22 protein-coding genes are annotated in these 23790 nt (G+C 33.9%); 3 read left to right on the plus strand and 19 right to left on the minus strand.

Going from position 1 to position 23790, the window contains the following annotated elements:
- Window positions 1-263, minus strand: a 263-nt coding sequence (locus LJ207_RS06555) for a class II fructose-bisphosphate aldolase (RefSeq protein WP_229345366.1), incomplete at its 3' end; no start/stop codon positions are given.
- Window positions 264-409: 146 nt separating this feature from the next.
- Here LJ207_RS06555 and LJ207_RS06560 point away from each other — a divergent pair.
- Window positions 410-1159 (plus strand): DeoR/GlpR family DNA-binding transcription regulator, encoded by a 750-nt coding sequence (locus LJ207_RS06560; RefSeq protein ID WP_229345367.1) that lies wholly within the window; start codon window positions 410-412, stop codon window positions 1157-1159.
- A gap of 58 nt (window positions 1160-1217) precedes the next feature.
- Here the strand turns inward: LJ207_RS06560 and LJ207_RS06565 are convergent, their stop codons facing one another.
- The 6 genes from LJ207_RS06565 to LJ207_RS06590 form a co-directional block, all read right to left on the minus strand.
- Complete coding sequence (locus tag LJ207_RS06565) at window positions 1218-2198, minus strand: ATP-dependent 6-phosphofructokinase (RefSeq protein WP_229345369.1); 981 nt, start codon at window positions 2196-2198, stop codon at window positions 1218-1220.
- 134 nt (window positions 2199-2332) lie between these two features.
- A complete protein-coding gene (locus tag LJ207_RS06570) occupies window positions 2333-3763 on the minus strand; it encodes a PTS mannitol transporter subunit IIBC (RefSeq protein WP_229345371.1) in 1431 nt (476 codons plus the stop codon).
- A gap of 58 nt (window positions 3764-3821) precedes the next feature.
- Window positions 3822-4262, minus strand: coding sequence for a PTS sugar transporter subunit IIA (locus LJ207_RS06575; protein ID WP_229345373.1), 441 nt, complete (start codon window positions 4260-4262; stop codon window positions 3822-3824).
- Window positions 4263-4451: 189 nt separating this feature from the next.
- Window positions 4452-5624, minus strand: coding sequence for a mannitol-1-phosphate 5-dehydrogenase (locus LJ207_RS06580; protein WP_229345375.1), 1173 nt, complete (start codon window positions 5622-5624; stop codon window positions 4452-4454).
- A gap of 13 nt (window positions 5625-5637) precedes the next feature.
- Window positions 5638-6201 carry a 6-phospho-3-hexuloisomerase gene (gene hxlB / locus LJ207_RS06585; protein WP_229345377.1) on the minus strand — a complete coding sequence of 188 codons (564 nt, stop codon included), beginning with the start codon at window positions 6199-6201 and terminating at the stop codon, window positions 5638-5640.
- A gap of 1 nt (window position 6202) precedes the next feature.
- On the minus strand, window positions 6203-6910 hold the full coding sequence (locus LJ207_RS06590) for a ribulose-phosphate 3-epimerase (protein WP_229345378.1): 708 nt from the start codon (window positions 6908-6910) through the stop codon (window positions 6203-6205).
- Between the two features lie 409 nt (window positions 6911-7319).
- On the opposite strand from LJ207_RS06590, the gene LJ207_RS06595 reads away from it, so the two are divergent.
- A complete protein-coding gene (locus LJ207_RS06595) occupies window positions 7320-7622 on the plus strand; it encodes a hypothetical protein (RefSeq protein ID WP_229345380.1) in 303 nt (100 codons plus the stop codon).
- Window positions 7623-7825: 203 nt separating this feature from the next.
- Here the strand turns inward: LJ207_RS06595 and LJ207_RS06600 are convergent, their stop codons facing one another.
- The 9 genes from LJ207_RS06600 to LJ207_RS06640 all read right to left on the minus strand — a co-directional run bounded on the left by LJ207_RS06600 (window position 7826) and on the right by LJ207_RS06640 (window position 18654).
- Window positions 7826-9589 (minus strand): CoA-disulfide reductase, encoded by a 1764-nt coding sequence (locus tag LJ207_RS06600; RefSeq protein WP_229345381.1) that lies wholly within the window; start codon window positions 9587-9589, stop codon window positions 7826-7828.
- 58 nt (window positions 9590-9647) lie between these two features.
- Entirely contained in the window at window positions 9648-9983 is a 336-nt protein-coding gene (locus LJ207_RS06605) for an ArsR/SmtB family transcription factor (protein WP_229345383.1), read from the minus strand.
- Between the two features lie 136 nt (window positions 9984-10119).
- Complete coding sequence (locus LJ207_RS06610; RefSeq protein WP_229345385.1) at window positions 10120-10740, minus strand: NUDIX hydrolase; 621 nt, start codon at window positions 10738-10740, stop codon at window positions 10120-10122.
- 39 nt (window positions 10741-10779) lie between these two features.
- A complete protein-coding gene (gene gatB, locus LJ207_RS06615) occupies window positions 10780-12225 on the minus strand; it encodes an Asp-tRNA(Asn)/Glu-tRNA(Gln) amidotransferase subunit GatB (RefSeq protein WP_229345386.1) in 1446 nt (481 codons plus the stop codon).
- 21 nt (window positions 12226-12246) lie between these two features.
- Window positions 12247-13689 carry an Asp-tRNA(Asn)/Glu-tRNA(Gln) amidotransferase subunit GatA gene (gene gatA / locus LJ207_RS06620; RefSeq protein ID WP_229345388.1) on the minus strand — a complete coding sequence of 481 codons (1443 nt, stop codon included), beginning with the start codon at window positions 13687-13689 and terminating at the stop codon, window positions 12247-12249.
- Window positions 13690-13709: 20 nt separating this feature from the next.
- Complete coding sequence (gatC, locus tag LJ207_RS06625; protein ID WP_229345390.1) at window positions 13710-13997, minus strand: Asp-tRNA(Asn)/Glu-tRNA(Gln) amidotransferase subunit GatC; 288 nt, start codon at window positions 13995-13997, stop codon at window positions 13710-13712.
- Between the two features lies 1 nt (window position 13998).
- Window positions 13999-16011, minus strand: a complete 2013-nt coding sequence (gene ligA / locus LJ207_RS06630) for an NAD-dependent DNA ligase LigA (protein ID WP_229345392.1) — start codon at window positions 16009-16011, stop codon at window positions 13999-14001.
- 12 nt (window positions 16012-16023) lie between these two features.
- A complete protein-coding gene (pcrA, locus tag LJ207_RS06635) occupies window positions 16024-18171 on the minus strand; it encodes a DNA helicase PcrA (protein ID WP_229345394.1) in 2148 nt (715 codons plus the stop codon).
- A 21-nt stretch (window positions 18172-18192) separates the two neighbouring features.
- A complete protein-coding gene (locus tag LJ207_RS06640) occupies window positions 18193-18654 on the minus strand; it encodes a GIY-YIG nuclease family protein (RefSeq protein ID WP_229345396.1) in 462 nt (153 codons plus the stop codon).
- Window positions 18655-18989: 335 nt separating this feature from the next.
- On the opposite strand from LJ207_RS06640, the gene hflX reads away from it, so the two are divergent.
- Window positions 18990-20222, plus strand: a complete 1233-nt coding sequence (hflX, locus tag LJ207_RS06645) for a GTPase HflX (RefSeq protein WP_229345398.1) — start codon at window positions 18990-18992, stop codon at window positions 20220-20222.
- Here hflX and hslO read toward each other — a convergent pair.
- From hslO to recJ, 3 genes are all read right to left on the minus strand, one after another.
- Complete coding sequence (gene hslO, locus LJ207_RS06650; RefSeq protein ID WP_229345399.1) at window positions 20219-21109, minus strand: Hsp33 family molecular chaperone HslO; 891 nt, start codon at window positions 21107-21109, stop codon at window positions 20219-20221. The two genes, hflX and hslO, sit on opposite strands and share 4 nt — an antisense overlap.
- A gap of 75 nt (window positions 21110-21184) precedes the next feature.
- On the minus strand, window positions 21185-21469 hold the full coding sequence (locus LJ207_RS06655; protein WP_229345401.1) for a DUF4359 domain-containing protein: 285 nt from the start codon (window positions 21467-21469) through the stop codon (window positions 21185-21187).
- Between the two features lie 16 nt (window positions 21470-21485).
- Complete coding sequence (recJ, locus tag LJ207_RS06660; protein ID WP_229345403.1) at window positions 21486-23786, minus strand: single-stranded-DNA-specific exonuclease RecJ; 2301 nt, start codon at window positions 23784-23786, stop codon at window positions 21486-21488.
- Between the last annotated feature and the right edge of the window lie 4 nt (window positions 23787-23790).

Raw genomic sequence — 23790 nt, forward strand, 5'->3', positions numbered from 1 at the left:
TCAAAACTACTTCCGTGATCAAGGTGCAGTGCTACCGGTATTGAAGTCTTGTCAGTAGCTGCCTCAACCATCTTGATTAGATAATCCATTCCTATGTAGCGAATAGCTCCTTCACTTGCCTGGAGAATTAATGGCGAATTAAGTTCTTCAGCACCCCTTATTATACCCTGGAGAAACTCCATGTTATTAATGTTAAAGCCACCTACACCATAAGTTCTTTTGTGGGCATCCTGAAGAATATCAGCCATTGGAACTAAATTCATAATTAATCACTCCTATTTTTTATTAGACTATCATAAAACCTATGTTCTTTGTTTTAATTAATTTTTATGCTATAATAAAGTTAATAAAAATTATAATTGTATTCTATAAAATCAATTATTTTACTAATTTAGAATGGATGGTGCCAATGTTAAAAGAAGAAAGACAACAAGAAATTTTAAAAATATTAAATAATGAGCAAAAAGTTATTACAAGTGATCTAAGCGAAAGACTTTCTGTTTCTGAAGATACCATACGTCGTGACCTAAAAGAACTTGATAATCAAGGTTTAATTAGAAGAGTATATAGTGGTGCTCTTAGAAAAGGTCCTCCAGTGGTTGATTTTTTCTCCAGAAAAAATGTTGCAAGTGAAGTAAAAACAAAGTTAGCTCAAAAAGCACTGCGTTTTATAGAAGATGGCCAGGTTTTATTAATTGATGGAGGTACTTCTAATTTACATCTTGTCAACCAATTACCACTTGATTTAAATGCAACCGTAATAACCAATAGCCCCCCTATTAGTATGGAGTTAGCCAGTCATAAAGATGTTGAAGTTATAATGCTAGGGGGCTCTTTGTATAAACAATCTATGGTAAACCTTGGAATCCAAACTGTACAATCTTTAAACACAATGGTAGCTGACTTATATATCATGGGTATCTATAATATTGATTCAGAAATGGGCATAAGTGTACCAACCCTGTCAGAATGCCTGGTCAAAAGAAAAATGGTTGAAATTTCAACTGAAATACTTGGCCTTGTTACCGCAGATAAACTAGGTACAGTTTCTAGTCAAATTATCTGTCCTTCTGAAGATCTAACTTATTTGGTTACTGAAGATATTGATTCTTCTATCAAAGATTTATATTTAGAACAGGGTATTGTTGTAGTTACTTAATAAAGTTAAATTTGTATATAGTCATTGCTTTTAACCATAAAGCTTTGACTATATTTTTTTACAAGCCCATAACCTTATGCTTAAACATATCTAAATAATAATCATATGAGCCCGTACCTATATCATTATTTTCCAATAACTCTGTTTTTACTGAATCTCCTTTAATAGCTATCATCTTAGCTGACTCTCCTGCTTTAAGACTCTCAACTGCTTTTACGCCCATTCTCAAGGCTAAAATTCTATCAGTAATAGTAGGAACCCCTCCTCTTTGCTGAAAACCAAGCAGTGTACTCCTTACTCTATGACCTAATTTTGCTTCTAATTGATCAACAAAATTATCAGCATTTGTAATACCTTCAGAAAATAATATAACACAGTCATTTTTCGCTTTGATTATTTCTTTTATTCTGTTTACTACTTTTGCAAAAGAAGACCTCTTTTCAGGTACTATAACCAGGTCTGCTTCTCCTGCTATCCCAGCTAAGATAGAAATCCAGCCCCTTTCTCTACCCATTGTCTCTACTGCAAAAATTCTTGCTTCATTACTGGTATGAAAAGAAAGAGCAGTATCTTTAATATTATCTAGAGCTTTTGTTACAACATCACAAGCAGTATTAAAACCTATACTAAAATCACTTCCTGAAATATCATTATCTATAGAGGCTGGTATGCCAATAACTTTAATTTCACTATCCATCTTTGAAAGTACTTTAGCTCCATTTAAAGAGCCATTACCTCCTATTACAACAAGCCCTTCTATCTTATGAGATTTCAAAACTTCAACAGCTTTTTTTCTACCTTCTTTAGTTCTAAATTCCTGAGAGCGAGCAGTCTCTAAAACTGTTCCCCCTTTTCTGCAAATTCCTTGAACTTTCTTAGTATTTAATGGATAAATTTCATTATTAATTAGTCCCTGATAACCTCTACTAATTCCAAAAACTTCGATTCCTAAATCATCAGCTTTATTTACAACAGCATTTATAGCTGCATTCATTCCTGGAGCATCACCACCACTTGTTAATACTGCAATTCTTTTCATTATCTTTCCTCCAAATTATTAAGTTTAAATTTCTAATTGGCTCTTGAATTTTTTAGCTTAATTTAAATTAAAAGAAAACCCCACTAAATATTTTAAGACAATATATTTAGCAGGGTGGTCATTTGACCATTTTATTATTTTAACTCATCAAGTAATCTTTCAAGATTCTGATCACCTATATAATTTTCTATTGTAACAATTCTTTTGTTTTGATGTGAACGTCTAGCTCTATCCGCTAAGTTTTTATGAACAACAATAATATCTGCATCCTCAGGTACATCTTCAATATTATAATGTTCTACTTCAATATCTTCTAAGTTATTTTTCTGCAGTTTCTTTCTAAAAGTTGTTGCTCCTAAAGCACTACTACCTGCTCCGGCATCACAAGCAAAAGCTATTTTACTAATATTTTCAGCAGAAATAGTATCATTCTTTGATTCTAATACTTTTTTACCTTCTGCTTTCATTGATTTTGATTTTTCTAAAGATTTTTCATAATCATCCTCATCACCTTCAGCTGCAGTTACAGTTAATTTTAATATAAATGATGTAATTAAAAATGTAACAACAGTAGCTACCAGCACCCCTGAAATAATACCTAAATAATTCCCTCGGGGAGTAAGAGCCAGATATGCAAATATTGAGCCAGGACTGGGACCTGCTACAAGACCGACATCAAATAACTGAAAAGTCGCTATACCTGACATTGCTCCACCTATCATCCCTACAATTGTAACAGGATTCATTAAAACATATGGGAAATATAATTCATGAATACCACCAAAGAAGTGAATTATTATAGCACCCGGAGCTGTTCTTCTAGCCTTTTTGGTTCCAAAAAATGTATAAGCTAATAACAAACCAAGACCAGGTCCAGGATTAGAAGCTACTGTAAAGTAAATAGATCTTCCAGCTTCGGCAGCAATCTGCATACCTAAAGGATAATATATACCCTGGTCAATCGCATTATTTAAAAATAAAACTTTGGCAGGTTCATTGATAAGTGATAATAAAGGCAAAAGACCCGTATCAATCAAAACATGAATACCAGAAGCAACTAAATTATTTGCAAACTGTATTGCTGGACCTGTAACTAGGAAAGAAAAAATCATCAATAAAAAGCCTAAAATACCTAAAGAAAAGTTATTTACAATCATTTCAAAACCAGCTGGAATTTTTCCTTTGACAGAGTCATCAAACTTTTTAATTACCCAGCCACCTAATGGCCCCATGATCATTGCCCCAATAAACATTGGAATATCAGCACCTACTATCAAACCAAAGGTTGCAATTGCACCCATTACTGCACCTCTTTTACCACCAATCATTTTACCACCAGTATAACCTAAGAGTAAAGGAAGTAAGTAATCTATTGCTGGTCCTACTATAGTTGCTAAGTTTTCATTTGGAAGCCATCCTGTTGGAATAACTAAAGCAGTTAAAATACCCCAAGCAATAAAAGCTCCTATATTCGGTAAAACCATATTTGTTAAAAAACCACCAAAAGCCTGAACTCTAGCCCGCATTCCTGTTGCGTCTCCTTGTGGACCTATATTATCTAACATTTTCTATCCCCTTTCATGTGTAAGTGTTTTTTTAAAGATTATTTATTATATTTTGTGCTTAAGACTCTATTGATTCGATAAGTTTAATTAACTCTTCTTCATTCTCAACGTTTTTAAATTGTTTTAAAACATCTTCATCTGCTAAAATTGAAGATAAATCTGCAATTAATTCTAGATGTTCTGAATTATCTTTTGCAGCTAAAATAAAGATTATTTTTACTTCCTTCTCCTCTGGATAAAGCACCGAGTTTTCTAACTTCAAAAAAGACATACCAGTTTTTTTAACATTTTCTGCATCTTTTGCATGAGGCATCGCAATCTCCGGGACCAAAACTATATATGATCCATACTCATGAACATTATTAATCATAGAATCTATATATTTTTCTTTTATATATTTATTTTTGACTAATGGTTCTGCAGCTAGTTTTATAGACTTCTCCCAGGATGAAACTCTTTCTATAAATTTAATATTCCCTTTTAAGTATTGACTAAGCATTTTCTCCCCCCCTTTTCTTTTAAAAATATATAGACCATTATCAAAATTATATTTAATATATGATTAATATTATATTTTTCATACTATATTAGCAATTCAAAATATTTTTGAAAAAATTTTGCTCCTGATCTATTTAATATTAAACAGACCAGGAAATTTAACTTTATTATCTATTGGAAAATATTTATCTTATTTAATTACACTTTTTATGCTCTGTTCTTTTAATTTATAATATTCTTTTGTGATTTTATCAATAAGTTCTTTGTTTTCAATACCAGTAAATTTAAGGATTGCCTTTTCTATTCCTTTTGCTTGAATATATTTATTTAGTTTAACAGCCTCTTGATCATCCTTATTTTTAAATAAAAATGCTGCTGCAATAACTATGCTCAAGTTATCTGCTGCTAAGTCTAATTCAAATAAATTCCTCAGGGGTTTTATTAAGCGTTCCTCATAACTCAATTTTCTTATTGGAGCTCTTCCAACCCGTAAAACATTATCACTAATGTTTTCATTTTTAAAACGTTTTATCGTTTTGTCAATATAGGATTCGATATCTTCAGAAGAGAAGTCAAAGTCTTTAATAATATATTTCTTAACTTCATTTAGAACTCTTCTTATAAATTTCTCCATCTCAGGCTCTGCTAAAGTACTCTGGATCGTCTCTTCTCCTGCTGCAAAACCAATATAAGCTGTAGCAGCATGGGCCATATTTATTAGATAAAACTTTCTATTAATATATGGATCTAAATCATCAACATAAATAACTCCTTCAATCTCAGGAAGCTCTAAATTTATCATTTCTGATCTGTTTATTACCCATTCATAAAATGGCTCAACCAAAGCAACTAAACCATCTTCACTTTCCCTTGATAAAGCTAAACGATCAATTGCTGAATTTGGAAATCCAACATATTTGCATATTTGCTTCATTTCTTTTTTGGATGCTTTTTTTTCAATCTCTTTTTTTAAAGTGGAAGAAGCTCTAACAGCATTTTCATTTGCTATAAGATCTAGCTTTGTTTTGTTTTTTTCTAGTCTTTTTAATAAGCCTTCAAATATAATCCCTGCGATCTTTTCTAAATTTTCAATTCCAACTGAAGCTGTTATCAAATCAGCGTCTGTTATAGCCTGGATCACCTTTTTTCTCTCTTTAATACTATTTAAAGCAGTAACAGGTGAAACAGTTTCTTGAGTCGAGTCTGAATCCAGCAATTCAACTTTATAACTATTAGTATCATTAATAGCTTTAATAATTTCTTCATTGACATCCACAAAACAAAGATTATAGCCTGTCTTGTTTAATAAATAACCAATAAAGCCTCTTCCTATGTTTCCAGCACCAAAATGAAGTGCTTGCATTATACTTCCTCCTCTATTCTAAATTAGCGTGATATTGCCAGAGACTTTCCATTTCAATATCTCTTTCTCTAACCATCATTAATGCTATAGTATCACCAAGCAGCAGTAAAGCTTGCTCAAAAAGACTTGTCATAGGCTGAAGAGATTCTACTCCTTCAACTTCTAAATCAGCTTCTTTACTAGCTGGAATTCTGAGAAAAAAATCAGAGTATTCAGCCATTGAACAATTTGGATTTCTTCCTATATGAAAAATAGTGGCATCATATTGATTTGCTTTTTTAGCAATTGCTAAGGGAAAAGCAGTTTCTCCACTTCCTGATCCTACAATAAGTAAGTCATTTTCTGTAATAGCAGGTTCAGTAATCTGACCAACTATGTAACAATCAACTCCAAGGTGTGCTAAACGCTTGGCTACTGATTCTAGAGAAAGCATTACCCTTCCCACAGCTGCAAAGAAAACTTTATCTGCTTTTTTTACTTCTTCTATTAGTTTTTGCACATCTTCACTATTAATCCTGCTTAAAGTTTGGTCTAATTCGGTAATAATATCTTTTTGCGCCACATGATAATTTGACATCTTAATTTTCCTCCCTTAATTTTAATCCTTTTGCTATTCCTTCTTCCATGATTTTCTTGTTCTCAGCGATACTTCTTTCAGATCTAAACAAACTAGTGCTGCCAGCCACCAATATATTTGCTCCTGCTTTTACCAGTTTGGGAATAACCTCAAGTGAAACCCTTCCATCTACTTCGATATCTGTTTCTAAACCTTTTTTCTTAATCATTTTATATAAATCACTAATTTTTTCTTCAGCATAAGCTACTTGCTTTTCATTTTTATCTGCTGCAAAACCAGGATTCATTAACATCAGCATTACAGTATCACACATAGGAAGTATATAATCTAAATCATTAAGTGAGGTAGCAGGGTTTAGAGCTATACCTGCTTTAATTCCATTTTTCTTTATCAATTTTAAATGTCTGTCAATATGAGTACTACTTTCATAATGAAATGTAATTTGTTGAACTCCTATATCAATCATTTCTTTAATAAAAAATTCATTATTATTTGACATAATATGAACATCAAAATCCATATCTGTAATCTTTCTTAGTGCCCTAATGGTCCCTAAACCTAACGGCATACTAGGACTAAAATAACCATCTAGTACATCAATATGCAATGTATTTATTCCCTCATTTTCAATTTTTCTTACACTGTCTTCTAAATTGCATAAATCTGCACACATAATCGATGGACTAATTAAAACTGCTTGACTTTTCATTATTTGCCTCCTTATATTTTTACTCTGTTATATTGAGTACAAATATATTATAAACCACAAACATGCAAAAGTAAAGTATAAAAACGCATTTTTTTAACTAATTTATGCGTTTTTTATCGTTTTTATAATCTTTATTTGTTTATATTGGTAAATTTGTTAATTTATTAATGGTATTTATTAACATAAAATGTAATAAATATAATTAATAATAAATATAAAGTTTATATATTTTTTTTATTTTTTTATGAAGGACTTTGGCTTTTCAACTATAAAAGAATATATAGGACTTAGATAATTATTAAATTTGTTGCAAGTAATCACCCAATTTAATGAAAATATAACTTTTAAATCGATCAAAATTTAATAAATCAAGAAGAGAAGTTGAGGGAATGAAGAAAGGAGGAGGGTAATGCTTAAATTGATTTTTCAAGGTTTTACTTCAAATAAGGCAGGTAAACTATATTTGATCTCCATTGCTATTTTAATTTTTTCAAATATCATAACTAGTGCAAATACTAATTTATATATAATTAGTACTATTTCTGTAATTATATATTTTATTGCATTAATATATTATGCCAAATATTTAAAAACAAATATTTGGCTAATAGTTTTTTTAGTTATACTAAGCTTATTTCCGATGGGTATCTGGATGACTGTATTTTATTTTGCCCGTCAAAACTATATTATTCAAAAACAAAAGATTGATTAACTTATTAAGCTAATTTCTGACTTAAGTATTTGACAGTCACCACTGACTTAGTCTAAATCAACTAATTTTAAATTTTAAAAAAGTTTCTCATAATATTGAAATGATTTGCAGAACGCAAAAAAAGGCAGTTAATTAACTGCCTTTTTCTGCTCTTAAATTAATAAGGGAGAGAAATAAATAATTATCTCCCTCCCTTTGCTTTCTTATTTGTTTTTGATATTCTCAATGATCAAATTAGCGATCATCTCCGCATCTTCAGGAGTGAGAAGTGACTGCAGCTCAGCTTCTTTCTCTTTTTCAATAACCTCGTTTTTATCATCTAAAACAGCTTTATAGAGTTTATAGCCTCCACTTAAATTGCGTACTTTATCAAAGCCATTCTGCATTAAAATCCTGGCAGCAATATAACCTCTTAAGCCAACTGCACAGTATGTGATATATTCCTTATTTTTATCAAGTTTATCTAAGTTATCCCTTAGAGAATTTAAGGGAATATGAAGCGAGTTATCTATTTGTCCCAATTCGAGCTCTATCTCTTCTCTAATATCAAGTAAAATACTTTCTTCAGGATCAAGCTCTGCTAATTCCTGCCAAAAAGCCGGCTCGACCAGCCCATTATAAATATTCCCTGCAGCAAAACCCAGCATATTAACCGGATCTTTTGCCGAGCCAAAGGGAGGGGAATAAGCAAGTTCTAATTCCTGAAGATCAAAAATATTCATTTCATGCCTTATTGCTGTAGAAAGCACATCTATTCTTTTATCTACACCTGCAAAGCCAACAATCTGGGCTCCTAATATTCTTCCCTCATCTTTTTGATAGATTAATTTCAACATCATTGGTTGAGAACCAGGATAATAGCCAGCATGATTATTGGCAGTAATATGCACAACCTGATAGGAAAAATCTTTTGCTTTTAAATCTTTTTCTGCTGCTCCTGTTGAAGCAGGAACAATATCAAATATTTTTGCGATTGAAGTTCCCTGAGTTCCCTTATATTTTTCCTTTTTGCCCATAATATTATTAGCTGCTATTCTCCCCTGCTTATTTGCCGGACCGGCCAGGGGGATTCGACTGGGCTCTTTGCTTACAAAGTCTTTAACTTCTATAGCATCCCCAATTGCATAAATATCTGCATCACTTGTCTCTAAATACTGATTAACTTTTATTCCACCGGTTACTCCGATCTCTAAACCAGCCTTTTCTGCCAGCTCTGTTTTGGGTTTTACCCCGATTGAAAGTATTACTAAATCTGTTTCAATCCTTTTACCGCTTTCTAAGACCACAAACTTTTTGTCATTTTCTTTTTCTACTGCTGCAATTCCATCACTTAAGTTAAGGTCTACCCCTTTTGTGCGCATATGGTTGTGAACCATTGAGACCATCTCTTTATCAAGGGTTCTCATTACCTGGTCACTTAATTCCACCAGGGAAACATCTAAACCTCTATGGTGAAGGTTCTCAAGCATTTCTAAACCGATAAAACCTCCCCCGACAACTACAGCATGTTCTACTCTGTTGTTGTCAAGATAGTTTTTGATCAAATCCATATCTCTAATATTTCTCAGTGTATAAACTTCTTCAATATCCAGGCCCGGTAATGGTGGTCTGATCGGATCTGCACCAGAAGATAAAACAAGTTTATCATAACTTTCGGTATATAGTTCTCCATTCTCTAAATTTTTGATCTTGATATTTTTAGTCTCTCTATCAATTTCCACAGCTTGATGCTTGATTCTCACATCAATATTAAAGCGGGCCTGCATAGCCTCTGGAGTCTGGACCAATAATTCTTCCCTATTTTCAATTACCTCTCCGATATGATAGGGCAAACCACAATTGGCAAAAGAAATATGTTCACCCTTTTCGAGCATAATAATTTCAGCAGCTTCACTAACTCTTCTTAACCGAGCGGCAGTACTTGCTCCACCGGCAACTCCCCCAACAATAACAACTTTTTTCGCCATTTTTTTCTCCCCTTTTTTAAATTTAAGCTATTTTTTTAAATTTAAGCAATCATTGCCTTTACTTTTCTTTTGAATATTTTAATTCAGCTAAAACTTTAATGATTTTTTTAGCTTTATCATTTACCACAAAATAATGTCTTTCCAGACCATTTCTTTCACTTTTAAGTATTCCAGCATCTCTTAGTTTAGCCAGATGTTGAGAAAGTGTGGACTGAGGTATGTCCAAACACTGCTGCATTTCAGAAACATTACAACCTTCCTCAGCTAAAAGACCCTTAACAATGGTCAGACGCACAGGATGGGCCAGTGCCTTTAGTAATTCTGCTTCTTCTTCTAAAACAGCACTATTTTTTTCTATGATTTTGGATGACTTATCGCTTGTGAAAAAAGTCATTTTCAAACCTCCTAATCTGAATTATATTGTTTTATTTAAATAATACGATATAGTTATTAAATTGTCAAGTATATTTATGATTTTTTTAACAAGCTTTTTTATAAACTTATTTTATAAACTTAAGTATTATATGGGGCTAATTTTTAATTATATCGATAAAATTCTTGCTTAACTCGGCAGTTATACCCCAGATAACCCTATTCTGGTAGCGATAAAAATAAATCTCATACTCACTTTTTAACTTTTTATGGTTTTTACCATCAGGTAGTAAGTGGTAGGGGAAGTCTTCATCAAATTCACTTTTTAAATGGGCTCCATATTTTTCTGGTTGATTCTCTAAAAAATATTCAAGGGGAACAGCAAATACTTCTGCTACTTCATTATTTGGCTTGATTTCAGATAAATCATTTATTTTCAAACAGCCGATAAAAGCATAAATGATAAAATCAAAAGGTGTAATTAAATAATCTATCTCACCTAATAATTCTATCTTTTGCTGGTCTATCATTAGTTCTTCCGCACATTCTCTAACAGCTGCTTGCGAAAATTCTTCACCTCTTTCTACTTTGCCCCCGGGAAAAGATATCTGCCCCGGTTGAGTAGAAAGATCACTTGCTCTAAGTTCATAAAGCAGGTGTAATTTATCATCTAATTCTATAATGGGGATTAAAACCGAATAATAAGATTGAATTCTGGTGGGACCAGGAATGCGATTTTCGATCCTTCTCTGGATTGTTTTAATATTCAAAAAAATCATCCTTTATTAAAAGCCCGCTTTTACACGGGCTCTATTATTTTAATCCATCAATTTATCTCTTAACATTTGATTTACCAGACCTGGGTTTGCCTTGCCTCGTGTTTCCTTCATTATTTGTCCAACTAAAAAACCGATGGCTCTATCTTTACCGTTTTTAATATCTTCCACGGCATCAGGATTAGCTGCTATTATCTGGTCAACCAGGCTTTCTAATTCATCTTCATCACTGATCTGTTTTAGACCTTCTTCTTCAACAATTTTTTCTGGATCTTTACCACTTTCATACATTATCTCAAAGACCTTTTTGGCAATTTTACCACTTATAACATCTTCATCTATCATTTTAAGCATTTTTGAGAGATTTTCCGGTGAAACCCCAGAATCATAAGGGCCTTCATTATTTTCATTTAGTAACCTTAAAAATTCTCCCATCATCCAGTTGCTTATATTTTTAGGATCATTATAATCTTTAAGCACTGTCTCAAAGAATTCTGCCATTTCCCTATTACCAGTGATTACACCGGCATCATAAGCAGGTAGAGAAAATTCGGAGATAAAGCGTTTATATTTTTCTCTTGGTAGTTCCGGTAATCTTTCTCTAATTTCTTTTTTCCAGCTTTGATTTATTTCTAAGGGAAGCAGATCAGGATCGGGGAAATAGCGGTAATCATGAGCTTCTTCTTTACCCCGCATCGAGATAGTTTTATTTAAATCTTCATCCCAGGTTCTTGTTTCCTGAACAACTACTTGGCCTTCATCTAAAAGTTTTTGCTGTCTTTTGACTTCATATTCGAGGCCCTTTTCAACTGCACTAAATGAATTCATGTTTTTAAGTTCTGCCTTTGTTCCGAATTCCTTTTGACCTTCAGGTCTTAAAGAAACATTGGCATCACAGCGCAGAGAACCCTCTTCCATATTACAGTCAGATATCTCAAGGTATTCCAGAATTAATTTTAGCTCAGTTAAATATGCTTTAGCCTGAGCTGGAGTTCTAATATCAGGTTCAGATACTATTTCAATTAAAGGCACTCCTGAACGATTATAATCGACGAGGCTGGCCTCTGATTTATCGATACTTCCTTCATGGACCAATTTCCCTGCATCTTCTTCTAAATGAACCCTGGTAACTCCGATATTAAAGATCCCATTATCTGTTTCTATTTCTATATTGCCATTTTCAGCAATAGGTAAATCAAATTGTGAAATCTGATATGCTTTTGCTAAATCTGGATAAAAGTAATTTTTACGGTCAAACTTGCTGTATTCAGCAATATCGCAGCTTAAAGCCATTCCTGCCAGCATAGCATAATCAACCACTTTTTTATTTAAAACCGGTAAAGATCCTGGTAAACCAAGACAGACCGGACAGGTATTTATATTTGGTGCTTTACCAAACTCAGTACTGCACCCGCAAAATATTTTAGATTTTGTTGACAATTGAACATGGACTTCAAGTCCAATAACTGTTTCATATTTAGTGGACATTTTTTCACCTCTCTCAAAAATTTATAATTCTGCTCTTTTATCTTTTAAATCAAGAATTTTTTCAAGTGTATATGCTGCCTGAATAATTTTTCCTTCCCCAAAATGAGGCCCTATTAACTGTAGACCGATCGGCATATTATTACTGTCAAATCCACAGGGAATAGACATCGCCGGTACACCTGCTATATTGATTGGTACTGTAAATATATCTGTATAATACATTTCTAGAGGATCACTTTTTGTTCCCAGTTCTATAGCTGTTGTAGGTGCGGTTGGAGTTACAATCAGATCAAAGTCATTAAAAATTCTATCAAAGTCATCTTTGATCAGGGTTCTTACCTTTTGGGCTTTAAGATAATATGCATCATAATAGCCGGAACTCAAGGCATAAGTTCCAATAACTATTCTTCTTTTTACCTCATCACCAAACCCCTCAGACCTTGTGTTAAAAAACATTGATCTTACATCATCAGCTTCTTCACTGCGCAGTCCATATCTAACCCCATCATAACGGGCTAAGTTTGAACTTGCCTCAGCTGGACCTATAATATAATAAGCGGCCAGAGCATAGGCAGCATCGGTAATATGTACTGTTTCCACTTCTGCCCCTGCTTTTTCTAATTCTTTAACAGCTGCCAGTACACTATCTTTAACCTCTTGATCAAAATCTAAATTGAAGTATTCTTCTGGAATACCAATTTTCATCCCACTGACATCTTCTTTTAAATATTTTCTATAATCTTCTGCCTTATCTGCAACTGATGTAGAATCTTTTTCATCATAACCGGTGATAACATTTGTCATAATGGCACAATCCTCAACATCCTTTGTAATTGGACCGATCTGATCAAGAGATGAGGCAAAAGCTACCAGACCATAACGGGAAACCATCCCATAAGTTAACTTTAAACCTACCACACCACAATAAGAAGCAGGCTGTCTGATTGAACCTCCTGTATCAGAACCTAATGCAGCTGCACATTCACCGGCAGCAACTGCAGCAGCTGAGCCACCACTTGAGCCACCTGGAGCATGATTTAAATTCCAAGGATTATTTGTATTAAAAAAGGCCGAGTTTTCGGTTGAAGAACCCATTGCAAATTCATCCATATTAGTTTTACCTATTATTAATGCCCCAGCTGCATCTAATTTATCAACTACTGTAGAATTAAAAGGCGGCTTATAATTTTCCAATACTTTTGAAGCACAGCTGGTTTTAATAGCTTCGGTTGAAATATTATCTTTAATAGCGATTGGAATCCCTGCCAGCAGTTCATCCTTTTTTTCTTCGTATTTGGCAGCATTTTTAGCTGCTAAATCATCTGTAAGTGTTAGATAAGATTTAACTTTATCTTCTACAGCAGCAATTCTATCAGCAAAAGCTTTTCTGATTTCAGCTACTGTGGTTTCACCTTTATTCAATTTATCTTTTAATTCGTGAATTGTAAGATCATATAAATTCAATTTAACTACCTCCTATCAAGTTATTCAGACATAATTTTTGGTACTCTAAATTGCCCTTCTTTTTTATCAGGTGCATTGGCAAGTGACTTCTCACGGTCTAATGATTCTTCAACTTTATCCTCACGCATTACGTTTTTCATTGGTACAGTATATGCTGTGGGCACAACATCTTCTGTATCAAGTTCATTTAACTTTTCTACATAATCAAATATTTTAGCAATTTGTTCTGTATAAAGTTCTTTTTCTTCTTCACTTAATTTTAAATGAGCTAGATCAGCAGAATATTCAACATCTTTTTTATCAATCATCTTATTTTTCCTCCTTATTTTCTAATAGTTGCTTGAATTCTGATTCTGTTAATATTTCTATTCCTAATTCCTGGGCCTTTTGGTATTTTGAGCCCGGATTATCTCCAATTACTAAATAGTCTGTTTTAGAACTAACAGCAGAAACCGATCTTCCTCCTGCTTTTTCAACTAAGTCCTTAACTTCTGAGCGGGTAAAGTCATTTAAAGAACCGGTAAAAACAAATTTTAAACCAGCCAGAAATTCTTCTTTTTCTTCACTCTCTTCTCGGCTGAGATTTATCCCTGCCTGTTTTAAACGGCTGATTAAATCCCTATTTTGTTTTTCGGCAAAAAAGTTAATAATACTATCTGCAATAACTGGGCCGATTTCATCAATCTCTTCCAGCTCCTGACTGGAAGCCGCTCTCAACTGCTCAATTGAACTGTAGTTATTACTTAAAGTCCTGGCAGCTCCAAGGCCAACATGACGGATTCCTAAGGCATAAATAACCCTAAAAAATTCTCTATCTTTACTTGCTCTGATAGCTTCAGTCACATTTTGGGAGGATTTTTCTCCCATTCTTTCTAGATCTTTAAGGTGATGCTGTTTAAGAAAATATAAATCTGCATAGTCATCAATTAATTGATGCTCTAAAAGTTGGTCTATTAAAGCAGGACCCACTCCCTCAATATTCATTGCATCACGGGAAACAAAGTGAAGTATCTTTTCTTTGCGCTGAGCGGGACAGCTTATATTTGTACAGCGAGTTACCGCCTCACCTTCAGGGCGTTTTACCTTAGACCCACAAACAGGACAGTGCTCTGGCATTTCAAACTCTTTTTCACTGCCATCTCTTTTTTCCTTAATAACTTTAACAACTTCTGGAATAACATCTCCAGCTTTTTGCACAAGTACTGTGTCTCCAATTCTAATATCTTTTCTTTTAATTTCATCCTCATTATGGAGGGTAGCCCGACTGACAGTTGAGCCAGCTAATTCAACAGCTTCAAGGACTGCAGTAGGTGTTAAAGCACCTGTTCTGCCCAGAGATATTTCTATATCCTTAACCCTTGAAGTTTTCTGTTGGGCAGGAAATTTATAGGCTATAGCCCAGCGGGGACTTCTTGCAGTAGAGCCAAGCTCTTCTCTTAAAGCAAGATCATTTATTTTGACAACAAGTCCATCTATTTCAAAATCAAGACTTTCCCTTTTTTCTTCCCATTCCTGACAAATCTCGATTACTTCTTCGATCCCTGCTGCTTTTTTATGCCAGTTAACATTAAAACCCTGTTCTTTTAAATAGAAAAATACCTCAAGATGAGTTGCAAATTCTTTTTCTGAATGAGATATCAAATCATAGATCAAAATTGATAAGCGTCTGGAAGCCGCAATTTTACTATCAAGCTGTCTCATCGAACCTGCAGCTGCATTGCGGGGGTTGGCAAAAGCTTTTTCATCATTTTCCAGTCTTTGTTGATTGATCCTTTCAAATTCACTTTTGCTTAAATAAATTTCACCTCTTAATTCCAGCTCTGCTTTATCTTTGATCTTAAGTGGTAAAGATCTAATTGTTTTCATGTTTTCAGTAATATTTTCCCCAACTTCTCCATTACCTCTGGTTGCTCCCAGCTGAAAACTTCCATCCTGATATCTTATTACAGCAGAAAGTCCATCTATTTTGTGTTCTACCACAAATTGATAATCTTTTTGAGCTGTATTTTTGGCAATTCTCTGCTCAAAATCTCTTAATTCTTCTGCATTAAATGAATTATCCAGACTTAACATTTCAGTTGAATGCTCAACTTTTTCAAATTCATCTAAAACCTCTCCTCCAACTCTTTGGGTTGGAGAATCAGCTGTTATTAATTCTGGAAATTGATTTTCTAATTTTATTAAATCCTGCATTAATTTATCGAATTCTGCATCAGATATTTGAGGATCATCTAAGACAAAATATCTATATTCTGCTTCTCTAATTTTTTCTCTCAAAGCCGCAATTTTCTTTTTTGCTTTCTCTTTATTTAAATTATTCACCTTTTCACCTACCTAAACTTTCTGGATTGGAGCAAATTCCGCTAAAAGTGTTCTAGTTTTTCCCTCTTGAAAAGAGATTTTAAGTTCTGTGTTATCTTTGCCTCTAATCGATAAGATGATTCCAATTCCCCAGCGGGGATGCACAACCTTTTGACCGATCACATATTCTGTGGCTGAATTATTATCATTAACTAGTTTTGCTTCTTTGGCTATATCAGTTTTTTCTTTTTGAGGATCAACCAGTAATTCAGCTGGAATTTCACTCAAAAACTGTGAAGGAGGGTTGATCTGCCTTTCTCCAAACCGCAGCCTTATTTTGGCTCTACTCAAAAAGAGCCTATCCATAGCTCTTGTCATACCAACATAACAGAGCCTTCTTTCCTCTTCGATTCCATCTCTTTCGTAAAGAGAATTGGCATGAGGAAAAATCCCCTCTTCTAAACCTACCAAAAATATGACCGGAAACTCGAGACCCTTTGCAGAGTGAATGGTCATCAAAGTAACAGCAGACTGTTCTTCTTCCAAATTATCTATATCTGACATCAAAGTAACTTCTTCTAAAAATCCGGCTAAGCTATTTTCAGAGCTGTTTTTCATATAATCATTGATAACAGAAAAAAGTTCTTCGATATTCTCCAACCTTGCTTCTGCTTTATTAGTTTTTTCTTCTACAAGGTCTTTTCTGTAACCACTTTTTTCAAGTAATTTTTCGGTTAATCTGGCTAAAGCTATTTCATCTTTTTCTGCTCTAAGCTCTTCAATTATTTTTGTAAAAGCTAAGACCCGTTTTTGATAGCTGCCGCTTAAGGCAGGATTGCTTTTAGACTGTAGTGCTGCCTGATATAAGCTGAGTGATTCATTTTCAGCATAGTGCTGAATTTTAGCCAGTGTACCAGCTCCGATTCCTCTTTTCGGCCTATTTATGATCCTTAAAAAGCTAATATCATCAGCTGGATTATAGATCAAACGCAGATATGCCATAATATCTTTTATTTCCATTCTTTCGTAAAATCTTACCCCACCGATTATCTGATAAGGTATTCCATATTTCATCAACATATCTTCAAAGGCTCTTGACTGAGAATTGGTTCTATATAAGACTGCCATATCATCATAACTATAATCCTTATTTTTTTTCAATTCCTTGGCCATTCGGCAGAAGAAATCAGCCTCATCTTTTTCGTTTTCAGCTTCATATAATTCAATTTCGGGACCTGATTCCTTTTCTGTCCAGAGACTTTTTTCTTTACGTGAACTATTATTTTTGATCACAGCTTGGGCAGCCTTTAAGATATTACCTTTAGATCGATAATTTTGTTCCAGTTTAATTGTTTTAGCATCTGGATAATCATCTTCAAAATTAAGGATATTTCTAATATCTGCTCCTCTAAAGCCGTAAATACCCTGATCAGGATCTCCAACAACACAAACATTACGATAGCGCTCAGCAAGTAAGTTTACCAGCTGATATTGGGCATGATTAACATCCTGATATTCATCTACCAAAATATATTTAAAACGTTCCTGATAATGTTCTAAGACCAGGGGAAAATTTTTAAAAAGCTGGACTGTCAGCTGGATTAGATCATCAAAATCAACAGCATTATTTGCTTTTAATTGTTTTTGATATTTTTCATAAAGATCTGCAATATTTTTTGCGTAAAAACTTCCGGCAGAATTTCTAAATTGAGCAGGAGTTTTTAATTCGTTTTTGGCATTACTAATTTTATTTAAAACTGAAGCCGGCTTTGTTTTTTTGGGATCGATATTTTCTTCTTTAAGAATTTTTTTGATTAATTTACGCTGATCAAGACTATCAAAAATGACAAAATTGCTCTGATAACCTAATTTTTCCGCTTCCCGTCTTAAAATCCTAACACAGAAAGAATGAAAAGTGCTGATCAAAAGACCCCTATCAACCCCATCAGCCATTTTCTTTACCCTGTTTTTCATTTCTTCAGCTGCTTTATTGGTAAAGGTAACAGCTAAAATATTATAGGCGGAAACACCTCTCTCTTTGATCAAATAAGCTATTCTCCTTGTTAAAACTCTAGTTTTTCCACTACCTGCACCTGCCAGTAAAAGCAGAGGTCCTTTATTATGCTGAACTGCTTCTTTTTGCGCTTTATTTAAATCTTTTATAATTTCACTTTCTTCCACACCTTGACCTCCTCTTAAATTTTAATCTTTTATATAATTACTGAATTCACTTTTTAAATCTCTATTTTTTATTATCTTCTCAACTATCTTAGCGCCTTTTTTAAAGTCAAAATATAGCAGATGACTATTACAACTGCAGTCACTTGCTCCAAAAGAACTGACAATAGTTTTAGCCCCAGCTGCATTTAAAATTTCTGTTAAAAAGCATTCTCCCTGTTTTTTAAATTCAAAAGCATAATCAGCTTCAAGTTCAGCTTTTTTAAGCAGATAATCTATGTGCCAGTGCATTTTTTTCTGCTGGCTGTAATGCCTTTTAAGCCTGGATTCAAAGTTTCTCTGAGCAGTACCTGCATAAAAATAATAGCCGGCCGGGAACAACTTTTCCCCCAGAGCTCCAACCTTAATTTTACTCTTTTGAGCCAATTTTATTTTAAGTAAATAGACTCCACCTTCTGGATATTCTTTCTCACTACTCTTTTCCATCTTGACCTCCAGCTTAATTTTGGGCTTTTTTAAAATAATTAAAAAACACCTAAAATTATATTTCCCGAAAAGTTTTTAAAACCCTTCTATTTAAGAGAAAAATGCCGGCAATCCGGCAAATCAATTATAATACATTTAAGAACTTTTATCAATTATTGTCCACTTTAAATAATTTATTTTTTAATAAGCTTATCGAATAGCTAGAGCTCTTGAAAAAATTATTTCTCTAAAGTATTTTAGAAAGTTTTAAAAAATGTTATAATATAATTAGCAATTGCTAAAACAAGGAGGTAATATTTATTAATAATAATTTTGAGCTTAGCCAGGAAAACGAGATGTATAAAGTTGATCAACTCAAAGAAAAAGCTCTGCTTGTTGGTGTTGATGAAGGTGATTTAGAAGAATTAAAATTACTTGTAGACACTGCAGGTGCAGAAGCAAAAATAACCATGACCTATCATGATCGGAAAATTGATCCAGCTTTCTATATTGGCAAAGGCAAAGTAAACGAAATTAAAAACACAGCTGAAAGTACTGATATAAATTTAATTGTATTTGATAATGAACTTTCACCGGTTCAACAGCGTAACCTTGAGGATTACATTGGGGTCAAAGTTATTGACCGTTCCCAGGTAATCCTGGATATTTTCGCCAGACATGCTCACAGCAAAGAAAGTAAAATCCAGGTAGAATTAGCCCAATTAGAATACCGCCTTCCCAGGTTGAGAGGACGCGGGGTAGAAATGTCTCGCCTGGCAGGTGGAATAGGAACCAGAGGTCCTGGTGAAAGTAAGCTTGAGGTTGATAGAAGAAGAATCGAAAAAAAGATTCACCGCCTCAAAGAAAAATTAAAGGCCATTAAATCAAGCCGTGAAGTACAGCGCAGTAAAAGAAAAGATCCTCTTGCTGCCCTGGTTGGTTATACCAATGCTGGCAAATCAACCATAATGAATTTGCTTTCCGGTGCAGACAGCCATGTTGCAGACCAGCTATTCGCTACACTTGACTCTACAATGAGACAGCTGGAGCTGCCTGTGGGAAGAAGCATAATTTTAAGTGATACCGTTGGTTTTATCAGCAAATTACCCCACCAATTGGTTGCTTCTTTTAGAACCACTTTAGAAGAAATAGAGAATGCAGATATAATCCTGCATGTTATCGACAGCTCAGATCCTAAAATGGATAAAAATATTAAAGTTGTTGAAGAAGAACTAAGAAATTTAAGTTCTAAACAAAGCAGAGAAATAAAAGTCTTTAATAAAATTGACTTAATTAGCCAATCAGAGCTTGATGATCTAAAGCTTATTTATCCAGATGCCATTTTTATATCTGCTTTAAAAGGTCTCGGTAAAAATAAATTATTGAATAAGATCAACCAAATAATCAGACAAAAAATGGTGGAAATAGAGCTTGATCTCCCCTATTCTAAAGGTAAATGGATAGAAAAAATACACAATAATGGTCAGGTAATTAAAGAAGAATACCAAAAAAATAATATTTATCTGAAAGCCTTAATTTCTGAAGAAACAGCATCTCGACTGCAGAAATACAGCAGAGAGCATGGTTAGTGCTCTTCTGCTTCATCCATTTCTTTTAATAATTTTTCTATTTCATCTTTGGCAAAGATATATGCCTCACCACAAAAATGGCATTTTAGCTCTATTTGACCTTCTTTTTCTATAGTTTCTTCAATATCTTCTCTTCCCAAACCTGTGATCAATTCATAACTTCTCTCTCTGCTGCATTTACATTTAAACTCAAGTTCTTTTCTAGCCATAATCCTGTAATCTAAATCTCCCAGTAAAGTATCTAAGATTTCTTCGGGGCTAAAACCCTGTTCAATTAAACTGCTGACAGATTTTAATTCAGCCAGATTTTTTTCTAATAGTTCTATAGTTTCTTCTGAAGCATCAGGTAAGAGCTGAATTAAAAATCCTCCTGCTGCCTTAACACTGAGATCTTTATCTATCATTACTCCCAAACCAACTGCTGAGGGAATCTGTTCTGAGGCAGTAAAATAATAGCTCAGGTCTTCTCCAATTTCCCCGGAAACCAGAGGAACACTTCCCGTATATGGTTCTTTCATATCCATAATTTTAGTTAAAGAAAGCTCTCCTGCACCTACAGCCCTGGCCACATCAAGCTTACCCTGATCAGTAGTATTAAATTCCAGCTGGGGATTAGCAATATAGCCTCTTACCTCACCTTTTTGATTTGCCTCTGCAATTATTTTTTTGGCAGGACCTGTGCCATCTATTTTTAACACAATCTCTTCACCTGATTTGACCAGAGAAGCAGTTAAAAGCGCTCCATTTAATACTCTTCCCAGGGCTGCAGTAGCCACCGGTGTAGTTTGATGCCTTTTTTGTGCTTCAGCTACCAGCTTGGTAGATCTGAGGGCTAAAGCCCGCAGTTCTTTATTTGTTGTAATTGCTCTGATTAAATAATCTTCCACTCTCAATACCTCCTAATTAAACAGCCTTCTTTCAGGTTTATTGTTAAAAATTATTCAAATTAAATTTAACTTTACTTAGTTCAAACTAAAGAAATTATTAAATATCCCTAAATAAGAATTTTCTGAGTCAGAGGTCTCCACAGTAAAAATACTGAAAAATACATAATCACGTTCACTAGTCCGCAGTTCTAACATCGGTCTGGAAAGAGCTCCTTCAAAAAACCTCTGCAGATCAGATTCCGCTTCAGAAGCTATTTCTTCCACACTCCAGTCTATAAATTGACTACGTGAAGGATTGCTAACTGCAGCAGCTAAGAGCAGAACTAATATAATAACTGTAAAAACTAAAAGTTTATTCATTTTCTATCCCTCCTGATTAGAATTCTAATTCATTGAGCACTTTCTCTAGCTCTTCAGTCGATTTCTTTAAAATAAAACGCCTAAAAGCAGAGCTTTCTTTTAATAAATTATCTACCTGTTGAGCCCTTAAATTGCTCAATCCCCTATCTTCAATTCCCCCTTTGGAAATTAATAATTCTTCATAAGCAATATATTCATAGTTGAGCATTGCTTTTGCAGCTAAATATTGAATTCCTCTTTTAATTGTGATCTCTTTTTCACTTAAGTTTACTGCTGCTTTTCTAAGATTAAAGACTCCATTTTCATGATTGAGCTGATATTTTATTAAAGCCATCAGCATTTTGATAAACTCTTTAAAGTTTTTTGCAGCTGGATGGAGACTGCTAATATATAGCTCTTCTGCTTCAGTTAAAATGACCATTTCTTTTATTATATCAAGTGAAGGTGGAATAGTTAAGAAAACAAGCTTTTTTATCTTTTTTTGATAATCTCTATTTAGCAGTGGATAAAGGGAAAAATCTTCTCTACCTTCTAAAAAATAGGCGGTATTTTTTTCTCCGGCCTTTAAGTCTGCTGCCGTTTTGTGCTTGTAATCAAATATTTTTATAGGATCTCTGCTCTTTTGAGAAGGGATATCTACTATCTCAGCTTTTTTCTCTTTTAAAGGCTTTAATGCTTTGATTTCTAACTGCAGACTGCTTTTGCCTTGATAAATGTTTTGATTTAATTTAAAAGCAATCTCCTGTTGCTGCTGTAGTTTAACCTCTTCTCCCCACCACCAGAGAGCTGTTATTTTATGGCTGCCATCAGAGACCACCAATTTTTTATGTCTACCTTCAGATATATCCCTGCTGTTTAATATCTTTGCTTCTGTATAAAAGATGGGCTCAGGGTTAGCTTCTCCGAAAGGAGCAAATTGTCTAAGTTTTTGGTAAAAATCCTGATCAAGCTCAGCTAATTCCACTTCTAGATCGGTTTCAAGCAGCAACTTTGACTCTAAATTTTCCAGCTCTTGATTAATTAATCTTTTTAATCTTAATTTGAATTTTTCCAGTCTATCTTTTTGCAATGAAAAACCAGCAGCTGCAGCATGGCCGCCGTGTTTTTCCAAAAGAGAAGAACATTGAGAGATCAAATTATTAATATTAACCCCTTCAATTGAACGGGCAGAAGCTGTAATCAAATCTTTGTCTTTATTATAGCTCATCAAAACAACCGGAATTTGATAATTTTCAGCTATTCTACCGGCTGCAATTCCTATTACACCCTGATGCCAATCTTTATTATAGATTATCAATGCTTTTCTTTGGTCTTTATCGATAGCTTTTTCAGCTTCTAAATAAATTTCTTGACTTAGTTTTTTTCGCTGCTGATTAATATCTTTTAATTGAGCAGCCAGAGAAGCAGCTTGAGTCTTGTTTTCTGCCAGAAGTAACTTTAAAGCTTTTTCGGCATTGTCAATCCTACCCGCCGCATTTAATATTGGCGCTATTCTAAAGCCAAGTACCTTTTCGTTGATCTCATTGGCATTAATCTCAAGCTCATTAAAAAGGGCAATTAAACCTATTCTTTGACTCTGCTGAAGTTTGGGCAGAGCTGTTTTAAATAAATATCTATTTTCACCGATTAAGGGAACTACATCTGCAATAATCGCCAGTGAAAGCAAATCCAAAAAATCTTTTTCTTCACCGGCCCGATCAATTCTTTGATAAATTGCCTTGACCAGAAAAAATGCCATACCTGCTCCAGGCAGCCAATAACCCTGATCATCTTCAGCTAATAAGCGGGGAGAAAGTATATAATCAGCCGGGGGTAATTTTTCTGGTAGATCATGATGGTCTGTTAGCACAAAAGCCATTCCCATTTCTTTGGCAAACTTTACTTCCTCATAATTGCTGATCCCACAATCACAGCTGATAACCAAATCGATCTCTGCTGAGTATGATTTTAAAACCTCTTTATTTAAACCATAACCTTCTTTAAAACGATCGGGAATATGGTATTCTATATTCTCACTTAAGCTCTCTAAGGCTCCTACTAAAATCGAAGTAGAGCTAATACCATCAACATCATAGTCACCATAGATCAAAATATTTTTCTCAGCTTTTACATAAGATAAGATAAAATCTACTGCTGCCATCATTTGAGGAAAGGCCTCCACTTTTAGTTCCTCATAATCATCTAATTGGAGAAAGGCCTTCAGCTCATCTTTATTGTTTAAATTCCTTGCAGCAGCTATAGCAGCTATTTTTTCATCTTGAAGATAATCTATAATTTCAGCTTTTGGCTCAACTTTTTTTGGTTTTTTTATCTGCATTATC

Origin of the sequence: Halanaerobium polyolivorans (assembly GCF_020711195.1) — a bacterium.
GTDB lineage: Bacteria > Bacillota > Halanaerobiia > Halanaerobiales > Halanaerobiaceae > Halanaerobium > Halanaerobium polyolivorans.